This is a genomic window from Holophagaceae bacterium (assembly GCA_016720465.1).
Classification (GTDB): domain Bacteria; phylum Acidobacteriota; class Holophagae; order Holophagales; family Holophagaceae; genus JANXPB01.
Map to the genome: position 1 here is coordinate 792,291 of JADKKO010000001.1, position 17,990 is coordinate 810,280.

A 17,990-nucleotide genomic window follows, 5' to 3' on the forward strand; every position below is an offset into this window, starting at 1 on the left:
CTCACACCAGCCTTTTTTTGAACGACGTCACGGCCAGGCCCAGCATCGCCGCGCCGAACACCACCATCAGCAGGCATTCCAGCCACAACTCCGAGAGTCCCATGCCCTTGAGGTAGAGGCCCCTCAGGATGGTCACGAAGTAGCGCGCGGGCACCAGGTAGGTGATCACCTGCAGCGCCTTCGGCATGTTCGCGATGTCGAACATGAAGCCCGAAAGCAGGAAGGCGGGCAGGAAGGTGGTCGTGAAGGCCATCTGGCTGGCGAGGAGCTGCGTCTTGGCGAGGCTGCTGATGAGGATGCCCATGCACAGCGCGCCCACGAGGTAGACCGCCGACACCGCGGCGAGCAGCAGCAGGCTTCCGCGCATGGGCACCTCGAAGAGGTACCGCCCGGCCAGCACCGAGAGGATCAGGTCCAGCACCCCCACCGCGAAGTAGGGCATGAGCTTGCCCAGGATCAGCTCCGGACCCCGCACGGGGGTGGAGATGAGCTGCTCCATGGTGCCGGTCTCCCACTCCCGCGCCACCGTGAGCGAAGTGAGCACCGCAGCGATGAGCATGATGATCACGGCGATCAGGCCCGGGACGATGAAGATCCGGGACTGCATGTCCGTGTTGAACCAGACCCTCGGGCGGAGTTCCAACGGAATCGCCGGCACGCGCCCCGTGAGCCTCCGGGCCTGTTCCAGGACGATCTCCTGCGAATAGCCGCGCACGATGGATTCCGCGTAGCCCAGGGCCAGGGTGGCGGTGTTGGCGTCGCTGCCGTCGGCCAGGATCTGCACCTGGACCGGCCGGTCCGCCGCCACCTTCCGGCCGAAATCCACGGGCACGACCAGGGCCATCATGGCCCGGCCGTGGTCGATCTCCTCCTCCGCCTCCCCATAGCCACCGACGCGGCGCACCAGCGAAAAGTACCGCGACCCCTCGAACCGGGACACCAAGTCCCGGCTCTGGACCGTACCGCTCCGGTCCCACACCACCAGCGGCACCCGGTCCACGTCGAGCGTGAGGGCATAGCCGAAGAGCAGCAGCAGCACCAAGGGCAGGAAGATGCTGATGCCCAGGGCCCTGGGATCCCGCAGGACATGGATGAATTCCTTGCGGGCCACCGCCCAGAGCCGGACCGGGTTCATCGGGCGAACTCCTTCTGGGCGCCTTCGATCCGGTCGCGCGCCTCGATGAGCGCAACGAAGACATCCTCCAGCGAAGGGGTGATGCGTTCCGCGGCTTCGACCGCGAAGCCAGCGGTTTCGAGAGCTTGGCGGAGCCGGGGAGCAAGAGCCTCGGCGTCGCCGGTCATCACGTGGATCTCGCGTCCGAAGAGGGCCGCGTCCCGCGCGCCATCCAAGGCCGATGCCACTAGGAGCGCCTCCTGGGGCTGTGCGCAGGCGATGCGCAGCACCTGGTCGGGCATCGCGTGTTCCTTCAGGTCGCCGGCGGTGCCCTCGGCGATGAGTTCCCCCCGGTAGATGAGCGCCAGGCGGTCGCAGTACTCGGCCTCCTCCATGTAGTGGGTGGTGACGAATACGGTCACACCCGTGGCCGCGAGGCCGTAGATCAGATCCCAGAATTGACGCCGGCTCAAGGGATCCACGCCCGAGGTCGGCTCGTCCAGGAAGAGGATCCGCGGTTCGTGGAGCAGCGCGCAGCCCAAGGAGAGACGCTGTTTCCAGCCCCCCGGCAGCAAGCCTGTCCGAGTCTTGCGGTGGTCCTGGAGGCCTGAAATCTGAAGCACCCATTCCTTGCGGGCCAGCTTCTTCTCTTTCGGGATCCGGTAGATGCCGCTGAAGAAATTGATGTTTTCCTCCACCGTCAGATCTTCATAGAGCGAGAATTTCTGGCTCATGTAGCCGATGCTGCGCTTGATCTCCTCCCGTTCGGTGTGGATGTCGAAGCCCGCCACGGTGCCGCTGCCCCCGCTGGGTTCCAGCAGCCCGCAGAGCATGCGGATGGTGGTGGACTTGCCCGCGCCGTTGGGTCCCAGGAAGCCGAAGATCTCGCCCTGGCGCACATCCAGGCTCACGCGGTCCACCGCTACGAACTCCCCGAAGCGCCGCGAAAGATCCCGCAGCGTGACCGCCAAAGGCGCGGGTTCAGGCGTCATGAGGCCCTCCCCTGGACGTTTTGCGGAAGCGCGGAGGTGAAGACATCCTCCAGTGATGGCTCGTCGACGCGGATTTCGAGGCAGGCCAACCCTTCCCGTTTCAGCACGGTCCCGATGGCGGAGCGTCCCCGATCGACGTCGTCCACCACCACGTGCAGGCGGTCGCCGAACAGAGCGACAGAGCCAAGTTCCGCCTCCCGGAGCAAGGCCCCTGCCCTCCGCACCTGCTCACAGCGCACCACCAGGAGCGTGCCCTTCATCAACTTCTTGACGCCGTCCACCGTATCGCACGCCAAAAGCTTCCCCTGGTGCATGAGACCGATGCGGCTGCAGCGCTCGGCTTCATCGAGGTAGGCGGTGGACACGAAGATGGTCACCCGTTCCCGCAGGAGCTGGTAGAGGATGCGCCAGAAGTCCCGGCGGGAGACCGGATCCACGCCGTTGGTGGGTTCGTCCAGGAAGAGCACCTTGGGTGTGTGGACCAGGGTGCAGGCGAGGCCCAGCTTTTGCTTCATGCCGCCAGAAAGATCGCCCGCGCGGCGGCGCTTGAAGGGGGTCAGATTGCTGAAGGCCAGCAGGCGGTCCACGCGCTCGTCGCGCCCTTTGCGGCCCACACCGTAGAGGTCCGCGTAGAAATCGATGTTTTCGATGACCGTGAGATCGGGATAGAGGCCGAAGCGCTGGCTCATGTAGCCGATGCGCTCCTTGATGGATTCGGCCTCGCGCGCCACGTGGAGCCCATCCACCCACGCATCCCCCGAAGTGGGCGCCAGGATGGCCGTGAGCAGGCGCATGGTGGTGGTCTTGCCCGCTCCATCCGGGCCGACCAATCCGAAGATCTCCCCTTCCGCCACCGAGAACGACAGGCCGTCCACGGCCAGGACCCCGCCGAATCCGCGCGTCAGGGCTTCGACCCGGATGGCGTCGGTCAAAACTGGATCTCCGCGTCCGCGGGCATGCCGGGCTTCAGCTCCAGGTTCGGATTGGGAACGTCGATCTTGATGCGGTAGACCAGCTTCACCCGCTCCTTCTGCGTCTGGACGCTCTTGGGCGTGAATTCGGCTTCCGAGGAGATGAAGGACACGCGGCCTTCGTATTTCTTGCCCGGGTAGGTATCCGTGGTCAGGTAGACGATCTGTCCGGTTTTCACCCGGCCCAGATCCGTCTCCTCGATGTAGGCCCGCAGCCAGAGCTTGGTCAGATCCGCCAGGGTCACCACCGACGTTCCCGGGGCCACATATTCGTTGGGTTCCACATTCTTGGAGAGCACCACGCCGGCGGTGGGCGCTGTCAAAGTGGCATAGCCCAGCTGAGTCTGGGCCAGGGCCAGGGCCTGCTGAGCCTGCTCGTACCGGGCCCTGGCCTGGGCGATATCCTCGGCCCTCGGCCCCATCTTGACGAGCGCATGCTGCTGTTCGGCTTGCCGGGCTTTGGCCTTGGCCGCCAGAAATGCGGCATGGGAAGCCTCATAGTCGCGGATGGAGAGGATGCCCTGCTTGTAGAGATCATGGATCCGGGCTTCATCCGGCTCCTGCCGCTTCAAGTCGGCGGTGGCCTGATCCAGGGCGGCCTTCGAGGCTTCGACCTCCTCCTTGCGGGATCCGGCGAGCAGCTCCGCCAGGGCGGCCTTGGCGGTGGCCGCATTGGCCTGCTGCATGGCCACCTGCTGTTCCAGGTCCCTGGCATCGAGCCGGGCGATGAGCTGCCCCTGCTTCACCAGGAGCCCCTCGTCCACGGGGCGCTCCAGCACTTTGCCCGGAACCCGGAAACTGACTTCCGTCTGGACCACCTCCAGGTTTCCGGAGAGCCGGAGGCGGTCGCTTGGTCCGCTCCGGTCGCAGGTGACGAGCAAAGCGCCCGCGATCATGGAGGCGGCGATGGGGAGGAGGGATTTTCGATACATGGATGGGACTCCTTCGTGAAGCTGGATGGCGGAGGGCCAGCTTCAGGTGCCGGCCAAGGTGCTGAGGAAGGCCAGCCCCTCCTGGGGCTTGGCGGCCACTCCCCGCCAGAAAAGTTCGAACCAGGCGCGCTCCGCCCAGGCCACGGCATCCTCGGCCTTGATCTCGATGAGCTGAGGCGCCATGACCGGGATCAGGTCCAGGATCTCGAATTCCATCCGGATGAAGAAGAAGACCCCCAGCATGGGTGGCAGATCGGCCCGGATGTGCCCCCGCTGGATACCCTGCCGCATAAGCTGGGTCAAGGTCTGCAGAAGGGGCGAGATCCGCTGGGTGAGCGCGTCCATGGTGCCCTCGGCGCCCCGGACGATCTCTCCGCGGACCGTGGCGCGGAAGCCCGCGTCATGGACCAGACGGGTGTGGTAGGTCTGCAGGATGGCCCACAGCCGCTCGGCGGTGTGGCGGGGGTCCTCGGGGTCCGCGATGCTTTGCAGCATCTGGAGCATGTCCGGGAATTTGCGGTCCAGGAGCGCGCTGAACATCGCGCCCTTGCTTTCGAAGTGGTAGTAGATCAGCGCGGGATCGCAGCCGGCCTCCCGGGCGATGGCCCGGATGCTGGCGCCCTGCACCCCTTCGCGCGCGAATACCGCCTGGGCCGCATCCAGCAGGTGCCCCGGATCCACCTTCTTGGCCTTGGGTCCGCGGTTCCGGGATGGTTCGGCTCGCTGGGGCAATGGCCCTCCATTTCAACACACGTTGAAATATGGATTGAACCAGCTTTCGCAGCAAGTGGAATCTTCATCAAAGGTTGAAACCCAAAGCGGGCGGACTGGATCCGCGCAATGCCCGCGAAGGCGGATGCCTAGTCGCGTTCCATCGTGTAGAAAACAATTCACCGCCAAGACGCCAAGCACGCCAAGGATACTCATCATGTGCCAGCTCCGCGAATGGAATTCAGACGGCCCGGCGACGGCCTCACGCCTTGGTGTGACCCGCGCCGGGCCGTCTGAATTTGCGGACCTTGGGCCCGCTGGCGCTACGCGCCCCGCGAAGCGGTTTCGGGCTCAAATCAACATTGATGGAGTTTGCTTTTCTTGGCGTGCTTGGCGTCTTGGCGGTGAATTCTATCTTTTTTAAGGCAACTCCGTATGATGCCACCGCCCGCGTCCCGCCTGGAACCTGCGCCCGCCATCCGCAGCCGGTAGACTGGAACCAGAGGTCACGCAATGCACGCCCTTCCCCGCCCGCTCCGCTCCTACATCCGCGACGAACGCCTGCTCCCGGTGGCAGACAAGGTCGCCCGGGGCGAGCGCCTATCTTTCGAGGACGGCCTGCTGCTTTACCAGACCCAGGATCTGAACGGCGTGGGCGCCATGGCCCATCATGTCCGCCTTTCCAAGCATGGCCTGAAGACGTACTTCGTCGCCAGCCGCCGCCTGAGCTACACGAACATCTGCTATACCCACTGCCAGTTCTGCGCCTTCCAGGCCAAGCCCGGCGACCCGCGGGCCTATGTGCTCAGCGCCGAGGACATCATCAAGGACCTGGAGAAGCCCGAGAGCGCCGGCGTCCGCGAACTCCACATGGTGGCCGGCCACTACCCGAAACTGAAGATCGAGTATTTCGAGGACCTTTTCCGGAAAATCAAAGCGCGCTTCCCCGATATGCACCTGAAGGTCTTCACCATGGTGGAGATGGACTACTACGCGCGGGTCAGCGGCATCTCCATGGAGGAATTCCTGGACCGCTGCGTGGCGGCGGGCCTGGAGAGCTGCCCCGGCGGCGGCGCGGAAATATTCGACGAAGGCATCCGCGAGCAGATCTGCATCGGCAAGAAGGATGCGAACGTATGGCTGAAGAACGCGGAGCTGTGCCATGCGAAGGGCATTCCCACGAACTGCACCATGCTCTACGGCCACATCGAGGAGCCCAGCCATAAGGTGGACCACCTTTTGCGGCTGCGGGACCTGCAGGACCGCTCCTTGAAAAATGGGAAGACGGCCTTCCTCGCCTATATCCCCCTGGCCTACCAGAACGAGAACAACGAGCTGAGCCGCACCCACGTCATCCACGAGACCACAGGCGATGGTGATCTCCGCGAGATCGCCGTGGCCCGGCTGCTGCTCGACAACGTGCCGCACATCAAGGCCTATTGGGTGATGATTTCGCCAGGAATGGCTCAAGTCGGACTCTCCTACGGCGCCGATGACCTGGACGGCACCATCATCGAAGAAGAGATCGCCCACGACGCCGGCGCCCTGACGCCACAGGGCCTCACCAAGGCGGAGCTGGCGCGCCTCATCCGGGCCGCAGGCTTCGAGCCCCTGGAGCGCGACAACCTGTACCGGACCTACGCGGAGGAGCCGCCGCTTCCGCAGCCGGTCTGACCGATGGATTCGAAGTCCGAGCTGCGGAAGCGGATCCGCGCGCTGCGAAGCGGGCTTCCGGAGCCTGAACGCGTACGGCTTTCCGGCCTCATCTGCGATTCGCTCCGGCAGTTCTGCATCAGCCGCCGCCTCCACCGCATCGCTGCCTTCTGGCCCTTCGGTTCCGAGGTGGATCTGCGGGACTTCGTCCGCGCCCGCCCGGATTGGAGTTTCTACTTCCCCAAAGTCGTCTCTTCGTCGCCGCCGCGCCTGGCCTGGGGCATGGAACCGCTGGAAATGGGGTTCTACGGCCTGATGGAGCCCCATTTCGCGCCGCATTTCGATCCCCCCGCCCAGCTCCTTCTGGTGCCGGGGCTGGCCTTCGACGATCGGGGCTACCGCGTGGGTTATGGCGGCGGATACTACGACGCGCTCCTGGACCATGTCGGACCGGAGCTGATCGTGATGGGCGTCGGTTTTGAAGCGCAGGTCGTGGATCACGTCCCCGAAGATCCCCACGATATGCCCGTGGACTGGCTCTGCACCGAAAAGCGCATCCGGGATCTGAGGGATTGACAGCTAACCGTCGTTACCGTTCAGTTTTTTCTCGAAATAAACATCGCCGTTGATCACGGTGGCGGTAAATCCCATGCGTTTCAGAAATTCCGTATGCTCGCTTAAATGGGATCGGGTCCGGATCGTGTGGACGTTGCGTGCTCTCAGGTAGTCGCGGTCCTTGTCGAAGATGAATTTCCCGACCTTGTAATCGCGGAATTGCGGAACGGTATAGTTGACCTCCACGACGATCGTCCCTTCTTCGGCCTTGCGGGCCACGAACAGGTTTGCGATGGTCATATCGCGCAGGACCATGAAGCAGATCCGCCCTGCATCCTCCGTGAACTGGAAGCCGGGAAAGTACTTGGCGAGGTCTTTCCTATAGAACTTGAGGAAGCTCCCAACGATCTCGTCGCCGGTCCGGATCTGGACGAATTCGAAATGTTCCTTCCGCGAGTAGAGACTGGCGAGTTGCGCCATATTGATGATAAAAAGCACGCTGTTCGTCAGCATCACGGGAAATGCGTGGATCAGCCCGCCGTATAAAATGAAGGTGAGGTTGCCGAAAAGATTGATCCAACGGAACCACAGCGCCCGCTTGACAAGAAGCGATGTGGCCAGGAAAAGCGTTGCGAGATAACCGAGAGCTGAAATCATGTTGGACACCTGCATAACAAATCCTGATTACCCACAAACCTCAGCCTGAAATCGCTTGGCACACATACGCGAAAAAGGCCATGAATCCACAGATTCCACCGATTACACGATGAAGGGGGAAGGGGGGGGGGGGGCCCCCCCGGGGGGGGGGGGGGGGGGGGGGGGGGGGGGGGGGGGGGGGGGGGGGGGGGGGGGGGGGGGGGGGGGGGGGGGGGCCGGGCGGGGGGGGGGGGCGGCCGCCCCGCGCGGGGCGGCCCGGGGGGGGGGGGGGGGGGGGCCGGGGCCGGGGGGGGGGGGGGGGGGGGGGGGGGGATAGGGAGGAGGTGCCTCTGGGCCGACAATACTTGGGAATCTGTGTCATCTGTGAAATCTGTGGATGAGTTTTTAATCGTGAAAATTAGATAGCTAAACTTGCTTTGTTATCAAATTGTCTTTTATGCAAAAAGGCACCAGGCCTCAGGATTCGGAGCTTGAAGGCCCCTTTCCGCTTGGTAGCGGAAATTTCGTCACTTTCGTCCGGCTTGGCCGGAAAAACAGCAATGTCTTGCCGATGCTCCACACATGCTCCAGGCCGCTGATCTTCCCGCACAGCGCGGCAATGACGGTTTTTTCGTCCTCGAAGGTGTTCTGGTTCAGTTTGATCTTCACCAGCTCTAGGCTGTCCAGCATGATGTCCAATTCCGAAACCAGCGCCGGCGTGACGCCGCCCTTGCCGATGTGCACGACAGGCTTCAAGTGGTGGGCCTCGCCCTTCAGGTACTGGCGCTGTTTGGGTGTGAGCATGGCGGTCTCCGGCTAAGCCAGTCTAAAGCACTCCACGGAAGCATGGACTTTCTGCGCTCAGCGCCGCCGCACCAACACCAGGGTCCGGTCGTCGGCCAGGGGGGCGCCGCGGGTGTGGCGGTCCAGGGAATGGTGGATTTCATCCCCGATCAGCGGGAGGGGCTTGCCTTTGTGGGCGCTCACGGCGTTCCGGATGCCCACCATGTCGAAATCGATGCCCGCGGGATTCTGGGCCTCGGTGATGCCATCGGTGTACAAGGCCAGCATGTCGCCCACCTCGAGCGTCTGCTCGTCCTGGCCGTAGGGCGTGCCCGCCAGCATGGCCAAGGGCATGCCGTGGGAGCCCAGTTCCGCTTCGCTGCCGTCCGCCCTCAGCAGCATTCCTGGATTGTGGCCGGCGTTGGTGAACTGGATGGTTCCCGTGGCCGGATCCAGCAACAGGAAAAAGGCCGTGATGAAGCGGTTCTTGGCGGTGTGCAGGCCCAGCGCGCTCGAGAGCCGTGACGCCAGTTCGGACGGGGGCAGCATGATCTCCGCCCAGGCGTACATGTAGGCCGTGAAGGCCGCCATCATCAGGCCCGGCCCCATGCCCTTGCCGCTCACATCGGCGATGGCCACGTACAGCTTGCCGTCCGGCCGGGGCCAGTAGCCGTAGAGATCCCCGGAAACCTGCCGGGAAGCCTCGTTGGAGCCGTACAGTTCCCAGCCCACCACCACGGGGTCCTTCTCGGGCAGCAGCTTCTGCTGGATCTGGCGGGCCATGGCCAGCTCCTGGTCCATGGCCTTTTTCTTCTGCACCTCCTCCACCAGCCGGGCGGTGCGGATCTTGGCGGCGGCGATGTGGGCGAGGGCGGTGACCAGGCGCAGGTCGTCCTCGGTGAAAGGCTCGCGGTACGCCTTGGCGTCCATGTAGATCAGGCCGATGACCTGGCCCTCATGCTCGAGGGGCGTGACCATGATGGTGGCCATGCCGCTGCGCACGATGCTGGCGGCGGCGGAGGTCCTCGGATCGTCGAAGGCGTTGTTCACCAGCAGCGCTTCGCGCCGTTCCATGGCCGCGTCCACGAGGGTCTGGCTCAGCTTGATGGGCTTGCCCTGCAGGAACTCGTTGGTGCGCACCACCACCGGCTGCAATTCGCCAGCCAGATCCCTCAGCATCACCACGCTGCGGTCCGGTTCGAAGAACTGGAAGAGCCGCTCCATCAGGTGGTCCAGCAGGATTTCGGTCGCCACGTCCTGCACCAGTTCCAGGGTCAGGTCGCTGACCATCGCCAGGGCGTCGAGCCACCGCTTGGCCTGGTTCTCGGGGTGGACCGTGCCATAGGAGCCGCTGCGCAGCTCCGCCGCCCGGAACACCATGGTGCCGCTGGACAATTGGTCCTTGGCGCCCTTGTCGATCTGCACCGCCGACATCATGGTGATATTGGTGGGTTCTTCCCCCAGGGTCATCATCACGGTGCCCAGCACCAGCTGGTCGCCGGCCTTCACGGGGTGGACTCCCCTGATCCGCTCCCCGTTCACCATGGTCCCGTTCAGGGAGCCCAGGTCCTCGATCAGGGCCTTGCCGTCCATGACTTCCAGCCGCGCATGGTGCCGCGACAGGCTGGCGTCCTCGACGACGATCTCGTTCTGCGCCGACCGGCCGATGCGCCAGGAGGACTGGTCGGGACCCAGCATTCGCGGGGCCTGGCCGGGGATTTTGAGGAAGAGGAGGCTCATGGGTGTGATAACACGGGTCATGCTAGCAGCGGCTTCGCTGATTTTTACATTTTCCTTTTCACGCCCCCATGGAATCCGAGGGCGGGCCCGGATCCTGGCACCATAGGGGACATCCACCTTCAGGAGCTCCCATGAAGCTGTCCACCCGCGCGCTTTGGACCTTGGCACTGCCCCTCCTCTTCTCTGCGCGCCTTCTGCCCGCCGCCCCGCCGCCCCGCACCCTGCGGGTGGATTACGTGCATCAGGGCACCGCCACCACCGAATCCTTCGGCCTGGACCGGGTGGTGCTGGAACCCCTGCCCTGGCCGGGCAATCCCGCCAAGCCTGTGGATGATTCCAATCTCGGCAAGTTCAAGTTCGAGGTGCGGAACGCCAAGACCAAGGAATTGCTGTACTCCCGCGGATTCGCGAGCATCTTTGGCGAATGGCAGGACACAGCCGAGGCTGCGAAAAGGAGCCGGGCCTTTTCTGAATCCTTCCGGTTCCCGAAACCCGGCGGCCCCGTGGAGATCCACCTGTTCCGCCGCGCCGAAGGCAATGGCTGGAAGGAAATCTGGACTCTGGACGTCGACCCCGGCGCGCAGGACGTGGACACGTCGGCCCCACTCAGCGCCGGAGGCCTGGTGGCGATCCAGAAAAGCGGCGACCCGTCCTCGAAAGTGGATTTCCTGATCCTCGGCGATGGCTACACCGCCGCAGAGCGGCCCAAGTTCATCAAGGATGCGAAACGATTGGCGGCGCTGCTTTTCGCTGTTCCGCCCTACCAGGAGCACAAGACGGATTTCAACGTGTGGGGCCTCTGCCCGCCCGCGCGCGAAAGCGGCATCTCCCGGCCCAGCACGGGCATCCACCGGCGAAATCCCGCCGGATCGACCTATGATGCGTTCCAATCCGAGCGCTATGTCCTGACCTTCGACAACCGCGCCTTCCGCGAACTCGCCTCCCAGGCCCCCTACGATTTCGTCGAGATCCTGGTGAACGGCCGCACCTATGGCGGCGGAGGCATCCACCAGCTCTACAGCACCGTCGCCAGCGACAACGCCTTCTCGCCCTACATTTTCGTGCATGAGTTCGGGCACCACCTGGCGGGGCTGGCCGACGAATACTACACCAGCGATTCGGTGCTGGAGGCCGGGAAGCCGCGCACCGAGCCCTGGGAGCCCAACGTCACCGCCGATCCGGAGCGGCCCAAGTGGATGGCCTTGCTGAGCCCCGGCATCGCCTTGCCCACCCCTTGGAAGAAATCCGAATTCGAAGCCTTCAGCCACGGGATCCAGGCGGAGCGCCGCGCCATCCGGGCGGCCGGCAAGCCGGAAAAAGTGATGGAGGATCTGTTCCGCCGTGAGCGCGAGCACGAGACCCGGTTGCTCGGCACCGACCTCCACAGCGGCGAAGTGGGCGCCTTCGAGGGCGCGAACTACGAGGCCACCGGCTACTTCCGGAGCCAGGAGGACTGCATCATGTTCACCCGGGACGAAGTCGGCTTCTGCGCCGCCTGCGCCAAGGCGATCAGGGGCGTCATCGCCCAGTACGCAGGACATTGATACCCATGGCCACAGGAGCCCCCATGCCGCGCTTTCTGCTCTCCCTGCTTCTCCTGGCGCTCGCCGCCTCCCCCGCCCTCCGGGCCCAGGAGCCGGTGAAGGCCGCCTCTGTGGAATCCGCCAAACCGGAGTCCGAACCGAAGCCCGAACGTTCCGTCACCCACCACAGCCTCCGCATGGGCGGCGTCCCCCTGGCCTACACCGCCACGGCCGGGACCTTCATCCTGCGTGATTCCAAGGGCGAGCCCTGGGCCCGCCTGGGCTACACCGCCTACATGAAAGATGGCGCGGACGCGGCCTCCCGGCCCATCACCTTCGCCTTCAACGGCGGGCCGGGCTCATCCTCCATCTGGCTGCACATCGGCGTCCTGGGGCCCAAACGCGTGGTGACTCCCAACGCCGAGTTCGCGCCCCCCGCGCCCTACCGGATGGTGGACAACGAGGACAGCCTGCTCGACATTTCCGACCTCGTAATGATCGATCCAGTGGGCACGGGCTTCAGTTCCGCGGTGGGCAAGGCCACGGACAAGGATTTCTGGAGCGTGGATCCAGATATCGAATCCGTGGCCCGGTTCATCGCGCAGTTCACCGGCGAGGCGGGCCGCTGGAATTCGCCGAAATACCTGCTGGGCGAGAGCTACGGCACCACCCGCGGGGCCGCCATCGCGGACTACACGCAATCCAATCTGGGCCTGGCCTTCAATGGCGTGGTGCTTGTTTCGGTGGCCATGGACCTGGAATCCATTTTCACGTTCCCGGGAAACGAGCGGCCCTATCCGTTCTTCCTTCCGACCTTCACCGCGGTGGCCGCCTACCACCACGCGCTGCCCGCCGAGCCGAAGGATGTGCCCGCGCTGCTGATCGAAGCGCGGGCCTTCGCGATGGGCCCCTACCTGTCAGCCCTGCTGAAAGGGGATCGCCTTCCTGTGGCGGAGTTGGATGCGGTGGCTGAGAAAATGCACGCCTTCACGGGGCTTTCGGTGGAGTACATCAGGGCTGCGCGGCTGCGGGTGAACCCCAACGCCTTCCGCCAGGAATTGCTGCGCGCCAAGGGGCTCACCGTGGGCCGCATCGATGCGCGGTACACGGGCCCGAATCAGAATCCGCAGGCCGAGGGCGCGCCCTGGGATCCCCATGGAAGCGCCGTTGGCGGGGCCTTCACGGCGGCCTTCATGGACTACCTGCACAAGGATTTGAAATTCGGCGATGGCAAGGACTACCGCGTGTCAGGCCGCGACATCGGCCAGTCCTGGGATTTCAAGCACAAGATCGGCAACGCGACGCAGGCGATGGTGAACACCACGCCGGACCTGGCCCACGCCCTGCTGACGAATCCCCATCTGCGCGTCCTCGTGCTCAATGGCCTGACGGATCTCGCCACGCCCTTCCTCGCCACGGAATACACCATGGACCATCTGAACCTGCCGCCGGCCTACCGCGACCACGTCGAACAGAAATACTTCGAGTCCGGCCACATGATGTACCTCCATGAGCCCGAGTTGAAACAGATGAAGAAGGAATTGGCTGCGTTCATTAAAAAAACGATGCACCCCTGAAGCGTCATTTCTGCGGCAACCAGCCTGATGGCGCTTCATCCGCCAGGCCTTTGAATTTTCCATGCTCCAGCGAAGTCTTGGCTTTATGATGGGGCCTAACCCCCATGCCCATAGAACCTGGAACCAGACTCGGCCCCTATGAGATCCTTTCGCCCCTCGGCGCGGGGGGCATGGGCGAAGTGTGGAAGGCCCGGGATTCGAAACTCGACCGCATGGTGGCCGTCAAGGTGCTTCCGGGCCATCTCTCCGGCAACCCCGATGCCCTGGCCCGCTTTGAGCGCGAAGCCAAATCCCTCGCCGCGCTCCAGCACCCGAACGTGATGGGGATCTTCGACTTCGGAACAGAGGGAGATCTGACCTTCGCAGTGATGGAACTCCTGGAAGGCGAGACGCTCCGGGAGGTCATCGAGCGCGGCCCGCTGGCTCCACGGAAAGCCATCGAGATCGCCGGACAGATCGCCCTTGGCCTGTCCGCGGCCCACAGCAAGGGAATCATCCACCGGGATCTGAAGCCCGAAAACGTGTTCGTGCTTCAGAACGGCCGGGTGAAGCTCCTGGACTTCGGCCTGGCCAAGACCCATGGGGCGCTCGCGGGTTCCGAAGCCGCCACCCAGGCCACCACGGCCGCCCCCGGCACCCTGGACGGCACCATGCTCGGCACCGTGGGCTACATGAGTCCCGAGCAGGCCCGGGGAACGCCCGCGGACGCGCGGTCCGACATTTTTTCCTTCGGATGCCTGCTTTTTGAAATGTTGTCGGGGCACCGTCCTTTTGAAGGTCTCACCACCGTGGATGTGCTCCACGGGATCCTCCATGCGGATGTGGACCTGGAAGGCACTGATCTGTCCCCGGGCCTGCGCCGCATCCTGGAGCACTGCCTGGACAAGAATCCGGCGCAGCGCTTCCAGAGCGCGCAGGATCTGGCTTTCGCCCTGGAGTCCAGCGTCAGCACGACGAGGGAGCCTGGGTCCTCAGGGCCCCGGCCGCTCCACTCGCCGCCGGCTTCCCGCTCCAGGCTCCGCTCCGTCCTCCTTGGCGCCGCGCTGCTGGGTGCCGGCATCGGCGTAGGGGCGTGGTGGGCCCACCGGTATTTCCAGAAACCCCTGGCCACCTTCAGCAGGATCACCTTCCGCCGGGGCAATGTGCTGCACGCGCGGTTCACTCCCGATGGCCAGAATGTCGTCTATTCCGCGGCCTGGGACGGGCGGCCCAGCGAGATCTTCCTGGCCCGGACCGATGGATCCGGTTCCCGGTCCCTGGGCATCGAGAACGCCACCATCCAATCCGTGAGCGCCCAGGGCGACCTGCTGGTGATCCTGAAGCGGGGCGCTCTCTCGGCCACCACCGCCGGCGCCGGAACCCTGGCCCAGGCCTCCCTGGATGGCGGAGCGCCCCGGGAACTGCTGGAACGCGTGTGGGGAGCGGACTACGGACCCGACGGAAAGAGTTTTGCGGTCGCCTACCAGGCCAAGGAAGGCGGTCCGTACCAGTTGGATTATCCCCTTGGGACGCGGCTGTTGGAGTCCCCGGGCATCCCCCTCACATCCGTGAAAGTCTCGCCCACCGGGGAGTGGGTGGCGGTGGCCGTGAACGAGCCAGGCGCCGCGTCCATCATCCTGGTGGACCGCCAGGGACGCAGCCGCCTGATCTACCGCATCGCGCGCAGCAGCGATGCGGAATCAGCCTGGTCGACGGACGGGACGCGGCTTTATCTCATGGATGGAGAAACGCTGCTGGCCCTGGATCTGGATGGAAAGGTCCACCGGATCCATACCGACTCCACCCTCGCGGCGATCCACCACGTCTCGAATACTGGCCGGATGCTCGTGGAGCGGGAGGTGGTCCGGCGGATCTCGTTGGTGCGCCGGGATGGCAAGGACACCAACCTGGCATGGCAGCAATTCACGCTCCTGGTGGATCTTTCCAGCGATGGCGAGTGGGCGCTGATGGACGAAAGCGGCGGACGCCTCGGGCCCACAGGCCAGCCCCTGCTGCGGCGCACGGACGGGAGCCCGCCCAAGCTGCTGGATCCTGGTGTCCCCTTGGCGCTCAGTCCCGATGCCCGGCACGTCCTCGTCCGGCTTCCGGGCAAGCCCGCGCGGTTGCGCCTGGTGCCCACCTCCGCCGGCGTTCCCATCGATCTGGCCCTGGAAGGATGGGATTCCCTGGAAGGAGCCTTCGCTCCGGACGGGACCCGAGTCTACGCCACAGCGCGGCAGGGCGGTGGTTCCACCCGCATCATCGAGTTCCCGCTTGATGGCCGCCCGGGCCGGGTGGTGGGTTCCAAGCTGGCCAGGTTCGAAGAGATCACGCCGGACGGAAAACACTTCGTCGCGCTCGATGACCAGCGGCGCATCTTTCTCGCCCCGGTCTCCGGCGGGCCGCCGGTGCCTGTCGAGGCCCGCCTGGATGAAGGCGACTACTTCGTGGGGTGGAGCGCGGAAGGGCAGCTCAGGATCGCCCACGCCGAGGACTCGGCCCACCTGCGGCTGGACCACCTGGACCTTCGGAGCGGCAAGCGGTCCGCCTGGACCACCCTCGGCCCGCCCGAAAGCACGGGGGCCGTGCGCATCCGCTCGGCTAAAGCGAGCCGCGACGGCAAGACCCTGGCGTTCACCACGGGGCTTGTGGATGTGTCCGACCTGCTGGTCATCGAGGGCTTGAAATGAGGCTTGGCCTCAGGGGATGACCGGTCCCGCCGCGCTGACGGCGCCCAGGACCTCGGTGAATCTCTCCCTCCTCACCCGCAGGATCCGGTCCCGCAACTCGGCCGCCTCCTCGAATTTCATCTGCGAAGCGAGGTCCTTCATGCGCTTGTCGAGCTTGGCGATCTCTTTCTGGAAACCCCTGTCGTCCAGGTAGAGCATCGGCTCTTCGGCGGCCTTCTCCTTGGGCACACTGATGAATTCCCGCGCCAGGGCCTCGCCCATCACGTCGTCAAGATTGCGTTTGACGGATTCCGGCGTGATGCCATGCAGCAGGTTGTACTCCACCTGCTTGGCGCGGCGGCGGCTGGTCTCGCCCAAGGCCGCCGTGATCGATTTCGTCATCACATCGGCGTAGAGGATGGCCTTGCCGTTCACATTGCGCGCCGCGCGGCCGATGGTCTGGATGAGCGAGCGCGTGTTGCGCAGGAAACCCTCCTTGTCGGCGTCGAGGATGGCCACCAGCGAGACTTCCGGCAGGTCCAGTCCTTCGCGCAGCAGATTGATGCCCACCAGCACATCGAAATCGCCCCGGCGCAGCCCCTTGAGCAGCTCCACGCGCTGCAGCGTATCGATCTCGCTGTGCAGGTATTCGCATTTCACGCCCACTTCCTGGTAGTAGGCCGTGAGCTGTTCGGCGAGCTTCTTGGTGAGCACGGTGACCAGGATGCGTTCGTCCTTGGCGGTGGCCTTGCGGATCTCCTCCAGCAGGTCATCCACCTGGGTGCCCACGGGACGGATCTCCACCTCGGGGTCCACCAGACCCGTGGGCCGCACCACCTGCTCGGCGATGACGCCGCCGCTCTGCTGCAATTCATAGTCGCCCGGCGTGGCGCTCACGTAGATCACCTGCTTCACGCGGCTCTCGAATTCCTCGAATTTCAGCGGGCGGTTGTCCAGGGCCGAAGGCAGGCGGAAGCCATACTCCACCAGCGTGGTCTTGCGGCTGCGGTCGCCGTTGTACATGCCATGGAGCTGGCCCGTGGCCACGTGGCTTTCGTCCATGAAGAGCACGAAATCCTCTGGGAAATAATCCAGCAGCGTGTGGGGCGGCTCGCCTGGATTTCGGCCATCAAGGAAGCGCGAGTAGTTCTCGATGCCGGAGCACATGCCCATCTCCTTGAGCATCTCGATGTCGTAGATCGTGCGCTGGTGCAGGCGCTGCAGCTCGACGATCTTGTTCCCTTCGCGCAGTTCATTCTCCCGCAGCTCAAGCTCGCTCTTGATCTCGCGGATGGCGACTTTCAGTTTGTCCTCGGGCGTCACGTAGTGGGTCTTGGGCCAGATGGTGAGCGACTCCAGCTTCTCGATGACGAGGCCGCGCAGCGGGTCGATCTTGGACAGCCGCTCGATCTCGTCGCCCCAGAGCTCGATGCGGTAGCCCACGTCTTCATAAGCTGGGTAGACCTCGATGACATCGCCACGGACGCGGAAATTGCCGGGCTCGAAGGCGGTCTGGTTCCGTTGGTACTGGATCGCCACGAGATCCCGCAGCAGCATGGCGCGGTCCCGCGTCTGGCCCACTTCGAGATTCACGCTGAGATTCAGGTAGCTGCTGGGATCGCCAAGGCCATAAATGCAACTGACCGATGCCACCACGATGGTGTCGCGGCGTTCCAGCAGATTCCGCGTGGCGCTGAGGCGCAGCTTCTCCAGCTCCTCGTTGATGGCGGCATCCTTCTCGATGAAGAGGTCCCGCTCCGGCACGTAGGCTTCGGGCTGGTAGTAGTCGTAGTAGCTGACGAAATACTCGACCGCGTTATCCGGGAAGAACAGCTTGAACTCGCTGAAGAGCTGCGCCGCCAGCGTCTTGTTGGGCGCGAAGATCAAAGCGGGCCGGTTAAGGCGAGCGATGGTGGCAGCCATGGTGTAGGTCTTCCCCGAGCCCGTGACCCCCAGCAGCGTCTGCCAGCGGTCCCCATTCTCGATGCCCGCCACCAGCTGCGAGATCGCTTCCGGCTGGTCGCCAGCGGGCTCGTACGGGGCGTGCAGCTTGAATTCGCGCATGGAAAGAAATTAACGGAAGAAGCGAGAAAAGTCGAAAAAAAAGGAAATACACCACGCGGAGGGTAGCGGAGGAGCGGAGGAGCGGAGGGTA

Annotated in this window: 14 protein-coding genes; 5 read left to right on the plus strand and 9 right to left on the minus strand. The window is 64.5% G+C overall.

Going from position 1 to position 17,990, the window contains the following annotated elements; translation table 11 throughout:
• Nucleotide 1: 1 nt before the first annotated feature.
• The 5 genes from IPQ13_03515 to IPQ13_03535 are packed head-to-tail and all read right to left on the minus strand — an operon-like array spanning nucleotide 2 to nucleotide 4,741.
• The gene (locus IPQ13_03515) at nucleotides 2-1,135 is read right to left on the minus strand and encodes an ABC transporter permease (GenBank protein ID MBL0209972.1); all 1,134 of its coding nucleotides are present in this window, start codon (nucleotides 1,133-1,135) and stop codon (nucleotides 2-4) included.
• On the minus strand, nucleotides 1,132-2,106 hold the full coding sequence (locus tag IPQ13_03520; protein ID MBL0209973.1) for an ABC transporter ATP-binding protein: 975 nt from the start codon (nucleotides 2,104-2,106) through the stop codon (nucleotides 1,132-1,134). The genes IPQ13_03515 and IPQ13_03520 overlap by 4 nt, the downstream gene beginning before the upstream one ends.
• Nucleotides 2,103-3,038: an ABC transporter ATP-binding protein gene (locus IPQ13_03525; GenBank protein ID MBL0209974.1), complete on the minus strand. Its 936-nt coding sequence runs from the start codon at nucleotides 3,036-3,038 to the stop codon at nucleotides 2,103-2,105. Before IPQ13_03525 ends, IPQ13_03520 begins: the two co-directional genes overlap by 4 nt.
• Entirely contained in the window at nucleotides 3,035-4,009 is a 975-nt protein-coding gene (locus IPQ13_03530) for an efflux RND transporter periplasmic adaptor subunit (protein MBL0209975.1), read from the minus strand. Before IPQ13_03530 ends, IPQ13_03525 begins: the two co-directional genes overlap by 4 nt.
• A gap of 42 nt (nucleotides 4,010-4,051) precedes the next feature.
• Nucleotides 4,052-4,741 carry a TetR/AcrR family transcriptional regulator gene (locus IPQ13_03535; protein MBL0209976.1) on the minus strand — a complete coding sequence of 230 codons (690 nt, stop codon included), beginning with the start codon at nucleotides 4,739-4,741 and terminating at the stop codon, nucleotides 4,052-4,054.
• A gap of 492 nt (nucleotides 4,742-5,233) precedes the next feature.
• Here IPQ13_03535 and mqnE point away from each other — a divergent pair, with 492 nt between their 5' ends.
• Nucleotides 5,234-6,394 carry an aminofutalosine synthase MqnE gene (gene mqnE / locus IPQ13_03540; GenBank protein ID MBL0209977.1) on the plus strand — a complete coding sequence of 387 codons (1,161 nt, stop codon included), beginning with the start codon at nucleotides 5,234-5,236 and terminating at the stop codon, nucleotides 6,392-6,394.
• A gap of 3 nt (nucleotides 6,395-6,397) precedes the next feature.
• Nucleotides 6,398-6,949, plus strand: a complete 552-nt coding sequence (locus tag IPQ13_03545) for a 5-formyltetrahydrofolate cyclo-ligase (GenBank protein ID MBL0209978.1) — start codon at nucleotides 6,398-6,400, stop codon at nucleotides 6,947-6,949.
• 3 nt (nucleotides 6,950-6,952) lie between these two features.
• Here IPQ13_03545 and IPQ13_03550 read toward each other — a convergent pair whose 3' ends face one another.
• The 3 genes from IPQ13_03550 to IPQ13_03560 all read right to left on the minus strand — a co-directional run bounded on the left by IPQ13_03550 (nucleotide 6,953) and on the right by IPQ13_03560 (nucleotide 10,108).
• The gene (locus IPQ13_03550) at nucleotides 6,953-7,600 is read right to left on the minus strand and encodes a hypothetical protein (protein MBL0209979.1); all 648 of its coding nucleotides are present in this window, start codon (nucleotides 7,598-7,600) and stop codon (nucleotides 6,953-6,955) included.
• Nucleotides 7,601-8,041: 441 nt separating this feature from the next.
• Nucleotides 8,042-8,368: a YhbY family RNA-binding protein gene (locus tag IPQ13_03555; GenBank protein ID MBL0209980.1), complete on the minus strand. Its 327-nt coding sequence runs from the start codon at nucleotides 8,366-8,368 to the stop codon at nucleotides 8,042-8,044.
• 57 nt (nucleotides 8,369-8,425) lie between these two features.
• On the minus strand, nucleotides 8,426-10,108 hold the full coding sequence (locus IPQ13_03560; GenBank protein MBL0209981.1) for a SpoIIE family protein phosphatase: 1,683 nt from the start codon (nucleotides 10,106-10,108) through the stop codon (nucleotides 8,426-8,428).
• A gap of 110 nt (nucleotides 10,109-10,218) precedes the next feature.
• Here IPQ13_03560 and IPQ13_03565 point away from each other — a divergent pair, with 110 nt between their 5' ends.
• The 3 genes from IPQ13_03565 (at nucleotide 10,219) to IPQ13_03575 (ending at nucleotide 15,856) form a co-directional block, all read left to right on the plus strand.
• The gene (locus IPQ13_03565; GenBank protein MBL0209982.1) at nucleotides 10,219-11,631 is read left to right on the plus strand and encodes a peptidase M64; all 1,413 of its coding nucleotides are present in this window, start codon (nucleotides 10,219-10,221) and stop codon (nucleotides 11,629-11,631) included.
• Between the two features lie 23 nt (nucleotides 11,632-11,654).
• Nucleotides 11,655-13,187 carry a hypothetical protein gene (locus IPQ13_03570; protein MBL0209983.1) on the plus strand — a complete coding sequence of 511 codons (1,533 nt, stop codon included), beginning with the start codon at nucleotides 11,655-11,657 and terminating at the stop codon, nucleotides 13,185-13,187.
• 104 nt (nucleotides 13,188-13,291) lie between these two features.
• On the plus strand, nucleotides 13,292-15,856 hold the full coding sequence (locus IPQ13_03575; protein ID MBL0209984.1) for a protein kinase: 2,565 nt from the start codon (nucleotides 13,292-13,294) through the stop codon (nucleotides 15,854-15,856).
• A gap of 9 nt (nucleotides 15,857-15,865) precedes the next feature.
• On the opposite strand, the gene uvrB is transcribed toward IPQ13_03575, so the two are convergent.
• Nucleotides 15,866-17,899, minus strand: a complete 2,034-nt coding sequence (gene uvrB, locus IPQ13_03580; protein MBL0209985.1) for an excinuclease ABC subunit UvrB — start codon at nucleotides 17,897-17,899, stop codon at nucleotides 15,866-15,868.
• Between the last annotated feature and the right edge of the window lie 91 nt (nucleotides 17,900-17,990).

What these genes read in the sequence shown, in the direction of transcription:
- IPQ13_03515 (MBL0209972.1), bottom strand. Translation starts at nt 1,135, where the DNA reads ATGAACCCGGTCCGGCTCTGGGCGGTGGCCCGCAAGGAATTCATCCAT.
- IPQ13_03520 (MBL0209973.1), bottom strand. Translation starts at nt 2,106, where the DNA reads ATGACGCCTGAACCCGCGCCTTTGGCGGTCACGCTGCGGGATCTTTCG.
- IPQ13_03530 (MBL0209975.1), bottom strand. Translation starts at nt 4,009, where the DNA reads ATGTATCGAAAATCCCTCCTCCCCATCGCCGCCTCCATGATCGCGGGC.
- mqnE (MBL0209977.1), top strand. Translation starts at nt 5,234, where the DNA reads ATGCACGCCCTTCCCCGCCCGCTCCGCTCCTACATCCGCGACGAACGC.
- IPQ13_03545 (MBL0209978.1), top strand. Translation starts at nt 6,398, where the DNA reads ATGGATTCGAAGTCCGAGCTGCGGAAGCGGATCCGCGCGCTGCGAAGC.
- IPQ13_03550 (MBL0209979.1), bottom strand. Translation starts at nt 7,600, where the DNA reads ATGCAGGTGTCCAACATGATTTCAGCTCTCGGTTATCTCGCAACGCTT.
- IPQ13_03555 (MBL0209980.1), bottom strand. Translation starts at nt 8,368, where the DNA reads ATGCTCACACCCAAACAGCGCCAGTACCTGAAGGGCGAGGCCCACCAC.
- IPQ13_03560 (MBL0209981.1), bottom strand. Translation starts at nt 10,108, where the DNA reads ATGACCCGTGTTATCACACCCATGAGCCTCCTCTTCCTCAAAATCCCC.
- IPQ13_03565 (MBL0209982.1), top strand. Translation starts at nt 10,219, where the DNA reads ATGAAGCTGTCCACCCGCGCGCTTTGGACCTTGGCACTGCCCCTCCTC.
- IPQ13_03570 (MBL0209983.1), top strand. Translation starts at nt 11,655, where the DNA reads ATGCCGCGCTTTCTGCTCTCCCTGCTTCTCCTGGCGCTCGCCGCCTCC.
- IPQ13_03575 (MBL0209984.1), top strand. Translation starts at nt 13,292, where the DNA reads ATGCCCATAGAACCTGGAACCAGACTCGGCCCCTATGAGATCCTTTCG.
- uvrB (MBL0209985.1), bottom strand. Translation starts at nt 17,899, where the DNA reads ATGCGCGAATTCAAGCTGCACGCCCCGTACGAGCCCGCTGGCGACCAG.